This window comes from Aciditerrimonas ferrireducens (assembly GCF_023130475.1).
GTDB classification, from domain to species: domain Bacteria; phylum Actinomycetota; class Acidimicrobiia; order Acidimicrobiales; family UBA8190; genus Aciditerrimonas; species Aciditerrimonas ferrireducens.
The window spans coordinates 162,430-179,459 of sequence record NZ_JAKHEX010000002.1 but is presented as its reverse complement, the minus strand read 5'-3'; the positions used below and the strand labels follow the sequence as shown (position 1 = coordinate 179,459).

The following is a 17,030-nucleotide window of genomic DNA, read 5'->3' as shown; positions in this document are numbered from 1 at the left end:
CCGCTCGGCCTCAGCCGGCTGTCCCGGGCTCGTCGGCGCCCTCGGCTTCGACGCCCAACGCGGCGGCCAGGCCGGCGTAGCCGGTCCGTTCCAGCTCCTCGGCCAGCTCGGGGCCCCCGCTTTGCACCACGCGGCCGCCGAGCAGCACGTGGACCCGGTCGGGGACCAGCTCGCTGAGGAGTCGGGGATAGTGGGTGATGGCCAGCACGGCCAGGCCTCGCTCTCGGACCTCCGCGAGGACCCGCCGGGCCACGGCCCGCAGCCCGTCCACGTCCAGACCCGAATCGATCTCGTCGAGCACCGCCACCCGGGGGCGGACCACCGCCAGCTGGAGGACCTCGCTCCGCTTGCGCTCGCCGCCCGAGAGGTCCACGTTCACCGGCCGGTCCAAGAAGGCTGGGGCAAGGCCCACGGCCCCGGCCGCGGCCACCAGGGCGTCCGCCGGCGGCGCGGCCTCGCCTCGGGCGGCCAGGGCCTCGGCGAGGACCGCCCGCAGGGGCACCCCGGGCACCTCGGTCGGCACCTGCGGCGCGAGGAACAGGCCCCGCCGAGCCCGCTCCCAGGTGGCCAGATGCCCCAGCTCCTCCCCGTCGACCAGCACCGAGCCGCCCAGGACCTCGTAGCCCGGCCGGCCCATGAGGACGTGGCTCAGGGTACTCTTGCCTGCCCCGTTCGGCCCCATGACGGCGTGGACCTCCCCGGCCCCGACGACCAGATCGACGCCTCGGAGGACCTCCCGGCCGGCGACCGCGGCCCGAAGGCCGCGGACCTCGAGGGCCGGTCGTGCCCCGCTCACGGCAGCTCCAGTTCCACGACTCCCTCGACCACGCTCACCGGGAAGACCGCCACCGGCTCGGTGGCCGGCAGGGTCCGGGGCTCGCCGGTCCGCAGGTCGAAGGTCGAGCCGTGCTTCGGGCACTCCAGCTCCCGTTCCTCGACCCAGACCTCGCCTTCGGCCAGGGAGGTCTCCTCGTGGCTGCAGGTGTCCTCGATGGCGTAGACCTCGTCGTCGATCCGCACCACGGCCACCGGCCGGCCCCCGACCACGAACCGCCGGGCCTCCCCCGAGGGCAGCTCCTCCAGCTGGCACACCCGCACCCGCTCGCCCATCCTCAGCGTCCCTCCTCCCGCTCGGCCTGCCCCAGGCGGGCAGCCACCGTCCGATCCAGCCACGCACCCACGGTCGCGATCGGTGCCCGGCTCACCAGGTCCCCGAAGAAGCCCCGCACCACCAGCCGGTCGGCCACCGCCGGCTCGATCCCCCGGCAGGCCAGGTAGTAGCGCTGCTCCTCGTCGATCGGCCCGACCGTGGAGGCGTGGCTGCAGCGCACGTCGTTCTCCTCGATGTCGAGGTTCGGCACCGAATCAGCCCGAGCGCCCTCGGCCAGGACGAGGTTGTGGTTCGTCTGGTAGGCGTTCGTGCCCCGAGCGCCCCGTCGGACGCGGATGAGACCGCTGTAGACCGACCGGGCCCGGTCGCCCACCGCCCCCTTGAACAGCAGCTCGCTCTCCCCGAAGGGCGCCTGGTGGTCCTGGAACGTCCGGAAGTCCAGGACCTGCCGGCCCTGGGCGAGGAACCCGGCCAGGAGCTCGCTGCGGGCCCCCTGGCCGAGCACCGCGGCGTCGGTCCGTACCCGCGCCCACCCGGCCCCGGTCGCCGCGGTCAGGGCCCGCAGGCGGCCGTCCCGCTCGACCCCGCTCGCCTGGAAGACCACCGCGCTGGCCGAGCGGTCGAGGGCCTGGATCCCGCCGTAGTCCAGCTGACCGCCGGCCGCCACCTGCCAGCCGCTGACCAGGACGGCCAGGGGTCCCCCAGGGGGACCCGACCAGACCGCCACCTCGTGGTCCGTCCCCGGTCGGGCGGCGCCCCGCTGGCCAGGGACCGGACGCTCCCCCTCGGCCACGTCGGGAACCGCCGAGCCGTTGCGGGAGGCCCCTGTGCTCGCCGCCGGGCCGCCCGGCGGCAGGCTCGCCAGGACTTCGACCAGCCCCAGCCGGGCACCCTCCCCGACCTCGACCCGCAGCTCCGGGAAGACCGCTCGACCGACGCCTTCCAGCGGTGCCTGACGGATGGCGTGGACCACCAGGACGAGCCCCTCGACCTGCCGGCCGTTCCCCACCCCCACGAGCACCGGGTCAGCGCTGAAGGCTCGATGGAGCACCCCGAAGGCGTCGGGTGGGTCGCCCGGACCGAGCGCAGCCGCCCGCCGAAGCGGCACCGCGGAGCGCAGCCCGCTGCGCACCTGCAGGCCGGCGGCCGGCCCTTCGCCGTCGAACCCGCCGTCCACCTCGGCCAGCGACCCGGACGCCACCACCAGGCGGCCGTCGAGGGTGACCACGGTGGCCACCGCCGGCCCGAGCGCCTCGGCCCACTGCCTGGCCAGCGCCTGGGCGGGCTCGACGTCCTCGCCGTCGCCCTCGCTCACCACCGGCGCGAACCGGTCGGGATCGAAGCGATCGATCCCGCTGTAGCGCCAGTCCTCCTCGGCCTCGGCCGGCCAGGCCAAAGCGGCCAACTGGGCACCGGCCTCCCGGCGGGCCGCCACCAGCCAGGGCGGACCGGCCAACCTGGCCGCTTCCTGTTCTGCGAACCGCGTCAGCGCCCCACCTCTCCCTCAGGCCATCGACCCGGCCGGCAGCGACCAGCGGCCACCGGCTTCGGTCGGGTCCGTCCGATGCTACCGGGGCCAGGGCACCGAACCGCCGGGCCGCTACGCTTCCGGCGTGCCCGCACCCGACCCCAACGCCTCGGCCGCTGCCGGCCCCGCTCTCTCGGTCCTCAGTGTCCAGGTCGACCGCGACCGGGGGGTCGGCTGGCTCTGGCTTGACCGAGCCGAGGCCCGAAACGCCATGGGCCGGGCCTTCTTCGCCGAACTGCCCCAGGCCATCGGGGCGCTCGGCGCCGATCCGGCGGTCCGGGCGGTGGTGGTGGCCGCCCGAGGACCCCACTTCAGCGTGGGCCTCGACCTGAAGGAGCTCGGGTCCACCCTGGCCGGTGGACCGACGGCCAGCGGCGAGGACCAGGCGACCGACCCCACGGCTCCACGTCGGTCCTCGCCGGCAGCGCGGGCCTTCGCCACCCGCCGATCGGTCCTCGCCATGCAGGCGGCCATCACCGCCGTGGCCGACTGCCCGAAGCCGGTGCTGGCAGCGGTCCACGGTGCCTGCGTCGGCGGCGGCGTCGACCTCGTCACCGCCTGCGACATCCGCCTGGCCTCGGCCGAGGCGTTCTTCTCGGTCCGGGAGACGAAGGTGGCCATCGTGGCCGATCTCGGGACCCTCCAGCGCCTCCCCCGCATCGTGCCAGCCGGGGCGGTGGCCGAGCTCTGCTTCACCGGCAAGGACGTCCCGGCCGAACGGGCCAGGGCCCTCGGCCTGGTGAACGACGTCCTGCCCGATCCCGAGGCCCTCTGGGCGGCGGCAGGGGCCATGGCAGCCGAGATCGCGGCCAACCCGCCCCTGGCGGTCCAGGGAACGAAGGCCGTCCTCCGGGCCTCGGCCGACCGGACGATCGCCGAGGGCCTCGACTACGTGGCCACCTGGAACGCCGGCATGCTCCAGTCCGACGACCTGGTCGAGGCCATGACCGCGTTCGTGGAGAAGCGCCCGCCCCGCTTCACCGGCACCTGAGCCCCGACGACGCTCAGCGCCGCCGCCACGGCGGCCAGCGGCGTCGCCCCTGCCGCCGTTCCTCGACCCGGCGCTCGTGCTCCACCTCGGCGAGCACGTCGGGGGCCACGGCGGTCACGATCCGCTCGGCGTCGTCGAGCAGCTCGGCGATGTGGTCGCCGGCCGGTTCGTCCTCCACGGCCGGTTCCACCAGCGTGCCGTGCACCCATCCGGCGTCGGCGAGCCGGCGCTCGTAGCGGGGACAGTCGGCCGGGCAGCGCCAGGGCGCCTCGGGAGCCAGGTCAAGCTCGCAGAACCGGGCCACCTCGCCCGAGGCGTAGGTCCGGCTCTGGAAGTGCTTGCACTCCTCCCGCATGGCCACGGCGCCATCATGCCCCCCCGCCGAGGCCCCGGGCCAGCGGTCCTCAGCCCACCGCCCCGTCCATCTGCAGCTCGATCAGCCGGCTCCACTCCACCGCGTACTCCATCGGCAGGGTCCGGGTGATCGGCTCGATGAACCCGTTCACCACCATGCTCATGGCCTGGCTCTCGGAGAGTCCCCGGCTCATGAGGTAGAACAGCTGGTCCTCCCCGACCTTCGAGACCGTCGCCTCGTGCCCGATCTGGGCGTCGCGCTCCCCGACCTCCATGTAGGGCTTGGTCTCCGACGTCGAGTCCTCGTCGAGGATCAAGGCGTCGCAGCGCACGAAGCTCTTCGCCCCCTTCGCCCCCTCCTGCACCTTCACCAGGCCCCGGTAGGTGGCCAGCCCGCCGTCTTTCGAGATCGACTTCGAGACGATCGTCGACGTGGTCTCCGGGGCGGCGTGGATCATCTTCGCCCCGGTGTCCTGGTGCTGGTTGGCCCCGGCGTACGCCACCGAGAGCACCTCCCCGGAAGCCTTAGCCGATGTTGCCGTCGATCCACTCCACGTGGGCCTCGGCCTCGGCCCGGGCCCGCTTGGTGACCAGGTTGTAGACGTTCGTCGACCAGTTCTGGATGGTGGTGTAGGTGATCCGGCTGCCCCGCAGGGCCACCAGCTCGACCACCGCCGAGTGCAGCGAGTCCGTCGAGTAGACCGGCGCCGAGCAGCCCTCGACGTAGTGCACCTGGGCACCCTCGTCGGCGATGATCAGGGTCCGCTCGAACTGGCCCATGTTCTCGGCGTTGATCCGGAAGTAGGCCTGCAGGGGCATCTCCACCTGCACCCCCGGGGGCACGTAGATGAACGAGCCTCCCGACCACACCGCCGAGTTCAATGCCGCGAACTTGTTGTCGTTCGGGGGGATCACCGTGCCGAACCACCGCCGGACCAGCTCCGGGTACTCCCGCACGGCGGTGTCCATGTCGCAGAACAGCACCCCACGGCGCTCCAGGTCCTCCCGGTTCCGGTGGAAGACCACCTCGGACTCGTACTGGGCGGTGACCCCGGCCAGGTACTTCCGCTCGGCCTCAGGGATGCCCAGGCGCTCGTAGGTCCGCTTGATCTGCTCCGGGAGGTCCGACCAGTCCTTGACCTGGGACTCGGTCGGCTTGATGTAGTAGTAGATGTCGTCGAAGTCCAGGTCCGGCATGTTCACCGCGAACCACGGGGCCATGGGCTTGGCGAAGAACCGCTTGAGGGCCCGCAGGCGGAACTGCAGCATCCACGCCGGTTCCCCCTTGATGGCCGACATCTCCCGGACGATCTCCTCGGAGAGGCCCTTCTTCGGCTTGAAGACGTAGTCCTCCCGGTCGCTCCACCCGAGCTTGTACCGTCCGAGGTCCAGGTCGATGGTGGCCATGGTCCGCTCCCGCTGCCTGGCGAGCCGCGCCGTCGGACCGGACCGACCGGGCGGCCGGGCCGGCAGGCGCCGGGACCCGCATTTCCACTACGGCCATAGTAACAACCAGGGCGGCTCCCCGTGCCAGGCCCCCACCGGCGAGGCATCATCGCCCGGTGACGACGGACCGCCCTTCCTCACTCCGGCCTCGCCCCCCCAGGGCCCCGAGCCGGTCGCAGCGCACCACGGTCCATGGCCAGGTGCGCCTGGACCCCTGGGCCTGGCTGGCGGACCTCGAGGACCCGGCGGTCCTCGCCCACCTGCGGGCCGAGCAGGCCCACACCGAGCAGGCCACCGCCCCCCTGGCCCCCCTGGCTGCCCAGCTCTTCGAGGAGATCCGGGCCCGGGTGGCCGAGACCGACCGCTCGGTGCCCGTGGCCTGGGGCCCGTGGTGGTACTACCGGCGGACCCTGACCGGCCTCGAGTACCCCTTGCACTGTCGGGCGCCCCGCCGCCCCGAGGACTTCGACCCTCCGGACCCCGGCAACGCACCGCTGCCCGGGGAACAGGTCGTCCTCGACGAGAACCGTCTGGCGGACGGCGCCGCCTACCTCGACGTGGCGGACGTCGTGCCGAGCCCTGACCACCGGCGGCTGGCCTACACCGTCGACCTCCGGGGCGCGGAGCGCTACGTCCTCCACGTCCGCCTCGCGGACCAGCCCGACGCGCCGTGCGAGCGGATCGCCGAGGTGGCCGCAGGGGTGGTCTTCCTCGACGACCGCCACCTGCTCTACACCCGGGCGGACCACGCCAACCGTCCCTGGCAGGTCCTTCGCCATCGCCTCGGCGACCCCCCCGAGGCCGACGAGGTCCTTCTCCGCGAGCCCGACGAGCGGTTCCACCTCGGCCTCAGCCGGACCAAGGACGGCCGCTACGTCCTCGTGGAGTCCCACGCCAAGGTCACCTCGGAGATCTGGGTGGTGCCGACCGACGACCCCGGGGCCCGGCCCGCCGTGCTCCTGCCCCGCCGGGAGGGGGTTTCCTACGTCGCAGAGCACCACCGCGGCTGGTTCCTGCTCCTCACCGACGACCAGGCCCCCGAGTTCCGAGTCTGTGGCCTGCCCGCCCAGGCCACCGGGGAGCTCCCGCCCCGCTGGCGGGAGCTGGTGCCCCACCGTCCCGACGTCCACCTCGAAGCCCTCGAGGTCGTCGCCGACCATCTCGTCCTGGCCGAGCGGGCCGGGGCCAGCCCCCGCTTGTCGGTCCTGCCCCTGCCCGAGGACCTCGGGTCGGCCGACCTGCCGCTTCCCGAGGGCCGAACCGTCCCGACTCCTCCCGACCCGGCGGCCTGTTGGCTGGGGCCCAACCCCGACCCAGCCAACCCCACCCTGCGCTACGAGCACACCTCCCTCCTCGTGCCCCGGACCACCCTGGACCTGGACCTTCGAAGCGGCCGGTCCCAGGTCCGCAAGCAGCAGGACGTCCTCGGGGGCTACGACCCCGATCGGTACGACGCCGCCCGGCTCTGGGCCCGAGCCCCCGACGGCGAACGCATCCCGGTGTCGGTCGTCCGCCGAGCCGACGTGCCCCTCGACGGGCGCGCCCCCTGCCTCCTGATCGGCTACGGCGCCTACGGCCACAGCCTCGACCCGGTGTTCTCCTCGGCCCGTCTGAGCCTCCTCGATCGGGGGGTCACCGTCGCCCTGGCCCATGTCCGCGGGGGCGGCGAGCTGGGGCGGCGATGGTGGGAGGGGGCCCGCCTGACCGCCAAGCCGACCTCCTTCACCGACCTCCTCGCGGTCGCCGACCGGCTGGTCGACGCGGGCTGGGCCGACCCGGAGCGGATCGTGCTCCGCGGCGCCTCGGCCGGCGGCCTCTTGGTCGGGGCCACCCTCAACCTGGCCCCCGAGCGCTTCGCCGGGGTGGTGGCCGAGGTCCCCTTCGTGGACTGCCTCACCACGATGCTCGATCCCACCCTGCCCCTCACGGTCACCGAACGCGACGAGTGGGGGGACCCCCTCGCCGACCCCGAGGTCTACCGCGTCATGGCCTCCTACGCCCCCTACGACAACGTTCGCCCGGTCCCCTACCCCCCGGTCCTGGCCACCGGCAGCCTGGAGGACAGCCGGGTGGGCTGCCACGAGCCGGCCAAGTGGGTCCAGCGGCTCCGGGCCGCCCACCCCGCCAACCAGGTGCTCCTCCGGGTGGACCTCGGGGCCGGCCATGCCGGGCCCTCGGGCCGTTACGCCGCCTGGCGGGAGGAGGCCTTCGTCCTGGCGGTGGTCCTCGCTTTTCTGGGCCTCGCCAGTGTCCCTCGGCCTCAGTCCGAGGAGGGCTCGAACGTCACCTCGTAGGGAGCGTGGTGCCCTGCCGGCAGGGCGAGGGGCTGGCCGTCGACCGTCACCGACGCGTCGGCCGCCCCCATCCGCAGGAGCACGGGCCCTTGGAAGTCGAAGGTGTGCTGCTGGCCGGCGTGGAGGATCCCGGACCACACATCCGTCCCGCTCGTCGTCTCCAGACCCTCGATCCAGCAGATCCCGCTCACCGACACCTGGACCCGGTACGAGGCTCTCGGGACGAGGACCGTGGCCGCCTCGGCGCTGGCCGTCACCGGCTGGAGCGGACCGGTCTGGTCGCCGACCTGGGGCTGGTCGGACCCGCTCCGCGTGGTGCCGTCCTTGGGGCCCCGGCGGGTCGCTGGCCGTGGTGCGCTCGCCACCTCCGCTGTCCCGGGCCGTTGGAGAGCCAAGACCACGGTGGCCACCGACAAGCCCAGCACGCAGACCGCCACCCCGACGACCACGCCGGGGAGCAGCCGCCGGCGGGTGGCGCTCGGCGACCCGCTGACCCCGGCGCCCGACGGCGCCGCCGTGCCCGGGGCCGGCGCGAACCAGGCGGGGACAGCGCCCGGGCCGGGGCCCAGCCCCTCGTGCACGACCGGCCCGGGGCCGAGGTCGTCGAAGACCAGGGCGACTGGGGCGGTGGTCTCGCCGGGCCCCTCGTGCCGCTCGGGGCGCCTGGGCCGGGGGGTCGAGGGTGCCGTCTCGGCGCGCTGAGCGCCCCCGGTGTCCGACGTCCGGGCACCGGGCCAGCCCCCCGGCTCGGGGAGGGCGCCCCTCGCGAGGGGACGTCGGACCCGCAACGGGGAGGGTGCCCCCGAGGGGCTCGCCCCGAGCGCCGACGCCGCGCCGGCTGCCCCCTCGGCAGCGCCGCCGTTCCGGGAGGCCAGTCCCTGGAGGGTGCGGAGGGCTTGGTGGTAGCCGTCCACCGACCGCTCTTCGCCCGAGGAGCCCCAACGCTGCCAGGCGAGGCGCGCCACCCCGACGAGGGCCGCGGCGCCGAGCACCCCCAGCAGCACCACCACGGTCCCATTCAAGCAAGCAGCGCGCCCGAGCGCGCCGCGCCCCGTGCCCCGGCGGCCCGATCCTTACCTCCGCAGTCCGGCCCGGGGTCGAAAGGCTTCGGGGATCTGGTCCCGTCGGGGATTGTTCTGGTCTCGGGCCGAGAGCACCGGGTCGCGAAGGCCCCAGTCGGCGCCGATGGCCGGGTCGTCGTAGGCGACCCCGAGCTCGTCCGCCGGGTTGTAGTACCCGTCGACCAGGTACCACAGCAGGACGTCGCTGAGCGCCGCGAACCCGTGGGCGACGCCGGGGGGGATGAACAGGCCCCGGTCCTCGGCACCGTCGAGGTCGACGCTCCAGGTGACGCCCTCGGTCGCCGAGCCCACCCGCAGGTCGTGGAGGACCACCCGAGCCCGGCCTCGCAGGACGTACCAGTAGTCCGCCTGATGCAAGTGGTAGTGGAGGCCGACCACCGCTCCCTGGCGCTTCTCGGAGCGGTTGGCCTGGATCATCTCTCGGCCCAGAGGGAACCAGGAGCGCCGGTAGGTCTCGACGAAGCGGCCCCGGTCGTCTCCGTGGACCTCGGGCTCGACCAGCACGACGTCGTCGATGGGCGCAGGGGTCAGGCGGGCCACGAGGGCACCCTAGTCACTCGGCCCGAGCGGCCCCGGCGGCTCGCCCTCGGCGGCCAGGAACCGGCCGAAGCGCCCCCGGTAGTAGAGGAGGGGCTCGCCCTGGCCAACCCCCAAGGCCCGGACCTCGCCGACCACAAGCTCGTGGTCTCCGGCGTCGTGGACGACCACGAGCCGGCAGTCCACCCAGGCCAGGACGCTACCCAGCAAGGGGGCGCCGCTGGGGGCCCGCTCGAAGGCCACGCCGTCGAACTTGGCGCTGGGCGGTTCGGCCGGGGTGGCGAAGCGACGGCAGAGCTCTTCTTGACCCGCGGCCAGGACGTTCACGCAGAACGCGCCGGCCTGGGCGATCCGCGGCCAGGAGGTCGAACCCTTCGCCGGGGCCAGGGCCACCAGGGGCGGCTGGAGCGACAGGGAGGTGAAGGCCTGGCAGGTGAAGCCCACTGGGCCCTCGACGGTGGTGGCGGTCACCACCGTCACCCCGGTGGCGAAGCGGCCGAGGACCGCCTTGAAGGCCTCGGCTCCGGGCCCGACGGGGGCCGGCTCGCCGGCCGCCCCGGCGCTCACCCCTGCTCCCCTGGGCCGTCCGCCCCTGGGCCGTCCGACCCTGGGCCGTCCACCCCTGGCCCCTGCCGGCGCGCCTCGTGCCCGGACGACGGTGTGACCGTCCCGGGCTGGACCTCGAGCACCATGCCCTCCTGTGCCGAGAGCACCCTGGCCAACGTGGCGGCCTCCGGCTCGGCCTGGGCTGCCGCCCACATGGCGTCGAGCTGCTCGTCGAGGTGTCGGGGATCGTGGTGGAACAGGACCAGGGTCCGGGCCCCGGCGGCAGCCGCCACGTGGACGGCGTAGGCCGGGGTCGAGTGGCCCCAGTCCGCCTTCGCCCGCAGCTCCCCCGCCGTGTACTGGGCGTCGTGGATCACCAGGTCTGCCCCGTCGCAGAGGGCCAGCACCCCAGGGTCGACGACCCGGTCGTCCTCGGGCTGCTGGTGGTCCGAAAGGTAGGCGAGGGTGGCGCCATCCGCCTCCACCCGGAACCCCAGGGTCCGACCGCTGTGGGGCACCCAGCGAGCCAGGACCCGGGCACCGCCGATCTGGAGGGTCCCCTCCGCCAGGTCGTGGAAGGCCACCGCCCCCTTCAGCTCGCCCACCTGCACCGGGAAGAACGGCGGTTTCACCACGGCGTCCACCACCTCCTGGATGGTCCCCTCCTCCTGGGCCGGGCCGTAGACGTCGAGGTGACCACCGATCTGGAGGATGGGCTCGAAGAAGGGCAGGCCGATGAGGTGGTCCCAGTGCAGGTGCGACAGCAGGGCCACGAAGCGTCGGTCCGCCTCGCTCGCCCCCACGCGGTCGGCCAGCTCCAGCCCCAGGGGTCGCAGGCCGGTCCCGAGGTCCAGGATCAGGGTCGGCTCGCCCGGCCCGAGCTCGACCGCCACGCACGCCGTGTTCCCGCCGTAGCGCCGGTGGCCCTCGCTGGAGCAGGGGCAGGAGCCCCGGACACCGTAGAAGGTCACTCGCACCGCTGCCCTCGCTCCTCTCCTCCGGCGCCGCCCGTGCGCGGCACTCTGGGCCCGGCCCCGCGCCGGGCAGGCTAGCCGTCGACCCCGGCTCGGTCGCCGGCCAGGCGCAACGACCCGGCGGCGTCGAGCTCGGCCAGGCCGTCTCGGATCAGGCGGGCCGCGATCCGGGCTGCCCGATCGGGCTCATCGGGCCACCCGGCCGCCTCGGCCCACGCCCCCGCAGGGACCGGGCCCTGGCGCAAGGCAGCCACCAGGCGACCCCGCCCCTGGCGGTCCGAACCCTCGAAGGGTCCTTGCCGGGCCATCCCTCCGCCGGGGTCCGGCCCGCGATGGCCGGCTGCCCGCCATCGGCAGAGCCCGGCCAGGGGGCAGGCCGCGCAGCGGGGCCGCCGGCTCGTGCAGGTCTGGGCCCCGAGGTCCATCAGCGCCTGGTGGTAGTCCCAGGCCCGCTCGGCCGGCACCAGCCGGTCGGCCTCGGCCTGCAGGGTCCGGGGCGGGACGGCCCGCCCCAGCCAGGCCCGTTGGAGGACCCGGCGGACGTTCGTGTCGACCACCCCCACCGGCTGGCCGAAGGCGAAGCAGAGCACCGCCCGTGCCGTGTAGGCCCCGACCCCCGGCAGCCCCTCGAGGGCAGCGACGTCGCTGGGCACCTGGCCGCCGTGCTCGTCGACGATCCGGACCGCCGCCCGCTGGAGGGCCAGCGCCCGACGGTTGTAGCCCAGGCCGGCCCAGCACCGCAGCACCTCGGCCGGGCTGGCCGCCGCGCAGGCCGCTGGGGTCGGGAAGCGGTCGAGGAACCTGCCGTAGGGTCCCACCACCCGAGCGGCCTGGGTCTGCTGCAGCATGACCTCGCTGACCAGCACCGCCCAGGGATCCCGGGTGGTCCGCCACGGCCAGGGCCGGAGCCGGGCCGACGCCTCGAGCACCGCCGCCTGGAACGCTCCGGCGGCGGCCGGGGCGTCAGGACCAGACGTCGTCGCCGTAGGGGCGCCGCCTGGCCGGGAGGGCCTCACGCTTCCAGACCATCACCTTGCGCCGGAAGCCCCCCGGTCCGGCTTCGACGACGAGGGCACCTTGTCCAAGACCTTGGTCTCGGCGTAGATGGTGTCGCCGTGGAACGTCGGGTGCTTGTGCACGAGGGACTCCACCTCGAGGTTGGCGATGGCCGACCCGCTCACGTCGGGCACCGACATGCCGAGCACCAAGGAGTAGACCAGGTTCCCCACGACCACGTTGCGCCCGTGGACGGTCTCGTGGGCCGCGAACCACTCGTTGGTGTGCAGGGGATGGTGGTTCATGGTCAGCATGCAGAACAGGTGGTCGTCGTACTCGGTGATGGTCTTGCCGGGCCAGTGTCGGTAGACGTCGCCCACCTCGAAGTCCTCGAAGCAGCGGCCGAAGGGTCGGTCGTAGGTCGTCATGGCGCTCGGTGTAGCCCGCCGGGACCGTCCCCGTCCAACGGGCCGCTGCCCGCGGGATCGACCCGGCCCTGATCGCCCGGTTCGACGACCGGTGCTGGGCCGTCGGCCGGCGGGCTCGAGCTGGCCCGGCTGGCCGCCGCCAGCCCGCCAGCCGCCCAGCGACCAGCCAGCGCCAGACCCACCAGGCCGCAGAACGTTCCGGCGCGCGCCGGCGCGGTGTCGACGAGCGGCTGGAGCACCGGGGCATCCCACCCTTCGGCCACCAGGGCAGCGGCCAGCACGAGGAGGCCCACGGCGACCACCCCGGCACTGCCCCCGCCGACGACCCCCCGCTGCCGGCCCACGACGAGCAGGCCGACGACGGCCACCGCGAGGCCCAGGCCGGCCGGCCAGAGCCCGGCGGCCACCACCTCGTGCCACGCGTCGTCCAGACGGGTCGGGATCGAGCCCGGGGCGGGCCCGACCCGGACCACTGCCGCGCCCTTCAGGGCGGCCACCACCGGCCAGGCCACCGCGGCGGCCACCCCGGCGAGCAGACCGGCCGTACCCACCACCCCGGCCAACAGGCCCCGGCGGCCGAGGACCCGGCGCCGAAGCACCAGGGCCAGCACCAAGCCGACCATGGCCACCGACCCCATCGGCGCGGCCAGCGCCCCGACCACGCCGAGCAGCAAAGCGGCCCGCACGCTCCAGCCCTGCCAGGGCACCACGAGCCCGAGGAGGACGGCCGAGGCCGCCGGGACCGCCCAGAGGGCACCGAGGGACCCATCGACCAGCTCGGCCCCCAGCAGCGCCGCACCTGCCAGCACCCAGGCCATCCCCAGCAGGGCACCGACCAGCCGCCGGCTCCGACCGCTCGCCCAGGCCGCCTGGACCGCCTCGGTCATCGCAGCACCCCCGACCCCGAGGGCCGCCAGGACCACCCCGCCGACCGCCCAGGTGGCCAACAAGGGCGAGCGGGAGCGCGTGACCAGCCACGTGACCGCTCCGACCCCTGCCCCGAGCGGCGAGGCGAGCAGCCGCTGGGCCTCGGCCGGGCTCGCCAGGGCGGGCTGCAGGGCCCGGTGGCCCCGCACCAGCAGCCCGGCGAGGGGGAGCCAGTGCTCGGTGGCCCCCGCCGCCGCTCCCCGGCCGGCGAGGGCCGAACCGGCCAGGGCCACGCCGAGCAGCACCGGTGCGGCCTCGAGTGCCAGCCGCCCGAGGTTCCGACTCCGGGCCCGGGTCCCCGGGGGGGCTTCGGCCCTGCGCTCCGCCGGTGCCGCCAGGGACGCGGCGGCCGCAGCGTTGGCGGCCGCGGCGAAGGCCACGAACCAGCGCAGCGGCTCGCTGGCCACCCCGACGGTCACCGCAGCCGACACCCCCGCGATCGCCCCGCCGAGACACGGAGCCAGGAAGAGCGCCACGGGTCGTCGGCCCGCCAGGCGCCAGGCCGGCAGCAGCCCGACCACCGCGAGGAGCCCGATCGCCACGACGCCCCGCCAGAGGGCGAACGGGGGAGCACCGGCTCCCGCAGCCACGGCCACGGCCCGCTGGCCACCAGCGACCGCCCGGTCCCCCAGCAAGGCGCAGCCGGCGAGGGTGACGATCGCGCCCCCCACTCGCCGCAAGACCGGACCGACCGACCGTGCGTCCCCCCCCTGCCCCGCCGTCACGGCGGCCTTCGCTCAGGCCGGGGGCAGCGGCCGGGTCGTGAAGGCCAGCGCCCAGTCCTCGTTCGCCTCGCCGTCGATCGAGAGCCGCCAGATGTAACGGCTGTCGGGCTCGAGCGGCAGCGGACCCAGGTTGACCGCGAGCGCGACGTCGATGGGCGTGCCCTCGGGGACGGTGGTCGGGCGGGTCACCTGGAACTCTCCTCGGACCTCGACCGGCTGGCTGCCCTCGGGGGTCGCCACGAGCACGGGACGGCCGTCGGCGTCCTCGAGGAACAGCTCCCAGTGATGCGGGGTGTCCACCTCGTGCCATCCGACCTCGACCTTCAAGGCGATGGCCGAGGGCACGGGCTCCGGGCCGGTGAGCGACCAGCCGCCACCGAGGATGTAGAGCTTGCCGTCGGCGACCTGGGCCGCGTCGCACAGGAGCATGGTGACCTTCACGGGGCCGCAGGCTAGCCGCCAGCACCCGCAGGCTCCGGCCCCGCCCGGTGGGTCCAAGCAGGCCCTGGCGAGGCGGGCGGGACCGCTAGCGTGGCCCCCGTGCCCCACGCCCTCCGGGACGACGTCTATCGCCGGCCCCTGGCCACCGCCCTGGCCCGCTTGGGCGTCGGTCGGGGCTGGCGCTGCGTCGACGTGGGAGCCGGCCAAGGCGACGTGACCGTGGCACTGGCCGAGCTCGTCGGCCAGGACGGCCGGGTCTACGCGGTCGACAGCGATCCCCGGGCCCGCGACGAGGTCGCCGCCCAAGCGGCGGCCTTCGCCCAAGTCGTGGCCCTCACCCAAGCGGTCGAGGACCTCGTCCTGCCCGAGACGGTCGACCTCGCCTTCTGCCGCTTCCTGCTCATCCACGTCCGGGATCCCCTCGTGGCCCTTCGGCGCATGGCCAGCGTGGTGCGACCGGGGGGCTTCGTCGTGGCCCAGGAGCCGGTCACCTCCGCCGGTCGCGTGGCTGGCCGACCGCTCTCGATGCCCGACGCCCGCCACCCCGACGTCGGGGCGGTCCTCCCGGCCCTCGTCCAGCGGGCCGGGCTCGCCTTGGTGGACGCCTGGGCCGAGGCCCCCGCCGGAGCCGGCCCCGGACCGGTCCACGACTACCTGGCCGAGCTCACCGGCGTGCCCCCCGAGGACGACCCCGTCCTCCTGCCCCCCTTGGTGACCGTCCTCGCCCGTCGATCCCCCGACCCCGACGGGCCGTCGGGCCTGGCCTGAACCGCTCGGGCCAGCCCCACGGCACCCGCCCCCACGGGGCCCCCAGTGACGGCGGGGTAACCTCCGGGGCGTGCCTGCCATCCCCCCTGCCGACCTCGAAGCGGCCCGGTCCGCCACCGACTGCGCCCTGGCCGTGACCCAGGCGGCGGCGGCTCGCCTGGCGAGCGGAACCGACCTGGACGAGCACCAGGTCGTGGCCTACGACCTGGCCCACGCCGCTGCTGCCGTTCGTACCGCCCAGGCCGCCTTGGTCTACGGCGCGAGCGGCCCCGAAGAGGCCGCGCTGGCTTGCGTCTTCGTGGCCGACGCCCTGGCCGAACTGGCCGGGCGGGTCGTCGGGCGGGAGGAGGCCTGGGGCGTGGACCCCGACTGGCTGGCGCCGGCCCGCGCCTTCCTCGCCACCTGGCGACGGCCCGAGACCCTCGCCGCGCTCTGCGGCGTCGAGGGCGACCGGCACCTCGACCCCGACTTCGAGCTGGTCCGGGACACCTTCCGGCGTTTCGCCGAGGAGCAGCTGGCTCCCCGGGCCGAGCACATCCATCGGGCCAACGCCGACATCCCCGAGGAGATCATCGCCGGTCTGGCCGAGCTCGGCGCCCTCGGTCTCTCGATCCCCGAGGAGTACGGCGGGTTCGCCAGCGGCGGGGAGCACGATTACCTCGGCATGGTGGTGGCCACCGAGGAGCTCTCGAAGGCCTCCCTCGGGGCGGGCGGCTCCCTCATCACCCGGCCCGAGATCCTCGCCCGGGCCCTGCTCGCCGGGGGCACCGAGGAGCAGAAGCGCACCTGGCTGCCCAAGCTCGCCAGCGGCGAGGTCATGCCGGCGGTGGCGGTGACCGAACCGGACTACGGCTCGGACGTGGCCCGGATCACCACCAGCGCCACCCCGGTGGAGGGTGGCTTTCGGATCAACGGGGTGAAGACCTGGTGCACCTTCGCCGCCCGGGCCGACGTGCTCATGCTCTTGGCCCGGACCGACCCGGACCGCAGCAAGGCCCACCGAGGGCTTTCGCTGTTCATCGTCGAGAAGCCCCGGGGGGACGGCAAGGGGTTTGTCTTCACCCAGGACCCCCTCGCCCAGGGGTTCAGCGGTGGCCCCGGCCGCATGGAGGGCCGGCCCATCGACACCCTGGGGTATCGCGGCATGCACTCCTACGAGATCGCCTTCGAGGACTGGTTCGTGCCGGCCGACCATCTCATCGGCGGGGAGGCCGGCCTGGGTCGCGGCTTCTACCTGCAGATGGCCGGGTTCGAGAACGGCCGCCTCCAGACCGCGGCCCGGGCCCTCGGGGTCATGCAGGCCGCCTACGAGGCGGCCATGGCCTACGCCGCGAACCGGGTGGTCTTCGGGCACCCCATCCTCGACTACCAGCTCACCCGGGCGAAGCTGACCCGCATGGCCGCCCTCATCCAGATGTCCCGCCAGCTGGCCTACGAGGTGGCCCGCCTCATGGCCAAGGGCGAGGGCAGCCTCGAGGCCTCCATGGCCAAGGCCTACGTCTGCCGAGCCGCCGAGTGGGTCACCCGGGAGGCCATGCAGCTCCACGGCGGCATGGGCTACGCCGAGGAGTACCCGGTCAGCCGCTACTTCGTGGACGCCCGGGTGCTCTCCATCTTCGAGGGCGCCGACGAGACCCTGGCCCTCAAGGTCGTCGCCCGCCGGCTGGTCGAGCAGGCTGCCGGAGGCTGATCGCCTCGCCGCACTCCCATCGGGCCGGGGCAGGGCGGTCCCCGGTCGCCCTTCGGGTAGGACACCATCGGGGGGAACCCCGACTCCAGGTGAGCCCCCATGGTGGCGTCGCAACGGGAGGTCGTCATGGCAGATGCATCGGAGCACCAGGACACTCCCCCGAACGCCGGGCCCGCGGCCTGGCCCTGGTCC

General features: G+C 74.7%; 15 protein-coding genes and 2 pseudogenes. 4 read left to right on the top strand and 13 right to left on the bottom strand.

The window, feature by feature from the left end; genetic code table 11:
* Positions 1–10: 10 nt before the first annotated feature.
* Genes sufC through Acit_RS02860 form a run of 3 tightly spaced genes read right to left on the bottom strand, consistent with a single transcriptional unit; the run spans position 11 to position 2,567 of the window.
* A complete protein-coding gene (gene sufC, locus Acit_RS02870; protein WP_248105505.1) occupies positions 11–796 on the bottom strand; it encodes a Fe-S cluster assembly ATPase SufC in 786 nt (261 codons plus the stop codon).
* Positions 793–1,110 (bottom strand): non-heme iron oxygenase ferredoxin subunit, encoded by a 318-nt coding sequence (locus Acit_RS02865; protein ID WP_248105504.1) that lies wholly within the window; start codon positions 1,108–1,110, stop codon positions 793–795. Before Acit_RS02865 ends, sufC begins: the two co-directional genes overlap by 4 nt.
* A 2-nt stretch (positions 1,111–1,112) precedes the next feature.
* Positions 1,113–2,567, bottom strand: a complete 1,455-nt coding sequence (locus Acit_RS02860) for a SufB/SufD family protein (RefSeq protein ID WP_248105503.1) — start codon at positions 2,565–2,567, stop codon at positions 1,113–1,115.
* Positions 2,568–2,724: 157 nt separating this feature from the next.
* On the opposite strand from Acit_RS02860, the gene Acit_RS02855 reads away from it, so the two are divergent.
* Entirely contained in the window at positions 2,725–3,630 is a 906-nt protein-coding gene (locus Acit_RS02855) for a crotonase/enoyl-CoA hydratase family protein (protein ID WP_248105496.1), read from the top strand.
* Positions 3,631–3,643: 13 nt separating this feature from the next.
* Here the strand turns inward: Acit_RS02855 and Acit_RS02850 are convergent, their stop codons facing one another.
* Positions 3,644–3,991: a hypothetical protein gene (locus Acit_RS02850; protein ID WP_248105495.1), complete on the bottom strand. Its 348-nt coding sequence runs from the start codon at positions 3,989–3,991 to the stop codon at positions 3,644–3,646.
* Between the two features lie 43 nt (positions 3,992–4,034).
* Positions 4,035–5,391, bottom strand: a pseudogene (gene sufB, locus Acit_RS02845) (Fe-S cluster assembly protein SufB).
* Positions 5,392–5,546: 155 nt separating this feature from the next.
* Between sufB and Acit_RS13420 the strand changes: the two are divergent.
* Complete coding sequence (locus tag Acit_RS13420; RefSeq protein ID WP_312709256.1) at positions 5,547–7,724, top strand: S9 family peptidase; 2,178 nt, start codon at positions 5,547–5,549, stop codon at positions 7,722–7,724.
* Here Acit_RS13420 and Acit_RS02835 read toward each other — a convergent pair.
* From Acit_RS02835 to Acit_RS02800, 8 genes and pseudogenes are all read right to left on the bottom strand, one after another.
* The gene (locus tag Acit_RS02835; RefSeq protein ID WP_248105490.1) at positions 7,691–8,734 is read right to left on the bottom strand and encodes a DUF4115 domain-containing protein; all 1,044 of its coding nucleotides are present in this window, start codon (positions 8,732–8,734) and stop codon (positions 7,691–7,693) included. The two genes, Acit_RS13420 and Acit_RS02835, sit on opposite strands and share 34 nt — an antisense overlap.
* A gap of 63 nt (positions 8,735–8,797) precedes the next feature.
* Positions 8,798–9,346 (bottom strand): dTDP-4-dehydrorhamnose 3,5-epimerase family protein, encoded by a 549-nt coding sequence (locus Acit_RS02830; RefSeq protein WP_248105488.1) that lies wholly within the window; start codon positions 9,344–9,346, stop codon positions 8,798–8,800.
* A gap of 9 nt (positions 9,347–9,355) precedes the next feature.
* The gene (locus Acit_RS13415; protein ID WP_248105479.1) at positions 9,356–9,910 is read right to left on the bottom strand and encodes a flavin reductase family protein; all 555 of its coding nucleotides are present in this window, start codon (positions 9,908–9,910) and stop codon (positions 9,356–9,358) included.
* On the bottom strand, positions 9,907–10,866 hold the full coding sequence (locus Acit_RS13410) for an MBL fold metallo-hydrolase (RefSeq protein WP_248105477.1): 960 nt from the start codon (positions 10,864–10,866) through the stop codon (positions 9,907–9,909). Before Acit_RS13410 ends, Acit_RS13415 begins: the two co-directional genes overlap by 4 nt.
* A gap of 71 nt (positions 10,867–10,937) precedes the next feature.
* A complete protein-coding gene (locus Acit_RS02815) occupies positions 10,938–11,792 on the bottom strand; it encodes an iron-sulfur binding domain-containing protein (RefSeq protein WP_248105476.1) in 855 nt (284 codons plus the stop codon).
* Positions 11,793–11,909: 117 nt separating this feature from the next.
* Positions 11,910–12,287 (bottom strand): annotated as a pseudogene (locus Acit_RS02810) (MaoC family dehydratase); the annotation flags it as partial.
* Positions 12,284–13,885: a hypothetical protein gene (locus Acit_RS02805; protein WP_248105472.1), complete on the bottom strand. Its 1,602-nt coding sequence runs from the start codon at positions 13,883–13,885 to the stop codon at positions 12,284–12,286. The pseudogene Acit_RS02810 and the gene Acit_RS02805, both read right to left, overlap by 4 nt.
* Positions 13,886–13,951: 66 nt before the next feature.
* Positions 13,952–14,380: a DUF6941 family protein gene (locus tag Acit_RS02800; RefSeq protein WP_248105471.1), complete on the bottom strand. Its 429-nt coding sequence runs from the start codon at positions 14,378–14,380 to the stop codon at positions 13,952–13,954.
* Between the two features lie 99 nt (positions 14,381–14,479).
* On the opposite strand from Acit_RS02800, the gene Acit_RS02795 reads away from it, so the two are divergent.
* Positions 14,480–15,148, top strand: a complete 669-nt coding sequence (locus tag Acit_RS02795; protein ID WP_248105470.1) for a class I SAM-dependent methyltransferase — start codon at positions 14,480–14,482, stop codon at positions 15,146–15,148.
* A 70-nt stretch (positions 15,149–15,218) separates the two neighbouring features.
* Complete coding sequence (locus Acit_RS02790) at positions 15,219–16,838, top strand: acyl-CoA dehydrogenase family protein (protein WP_248105469.1); 1,620 nt, start codon at positions 15,219–15,221, stop codon at positions 16,836–16,838.
* Positions 16,839–17,030 lie beyond the last annotated feature (192 nt).

Coding starts and splice junctions, on each gene's coding strand:
- Acit_RS02865 (WP_248105504.1), bottom strand. CDS start 1,110: ATGGGCGAGCGGGTGCGGGTGTGCCAGCTGGAGGAGCTGCCCTCGGGG.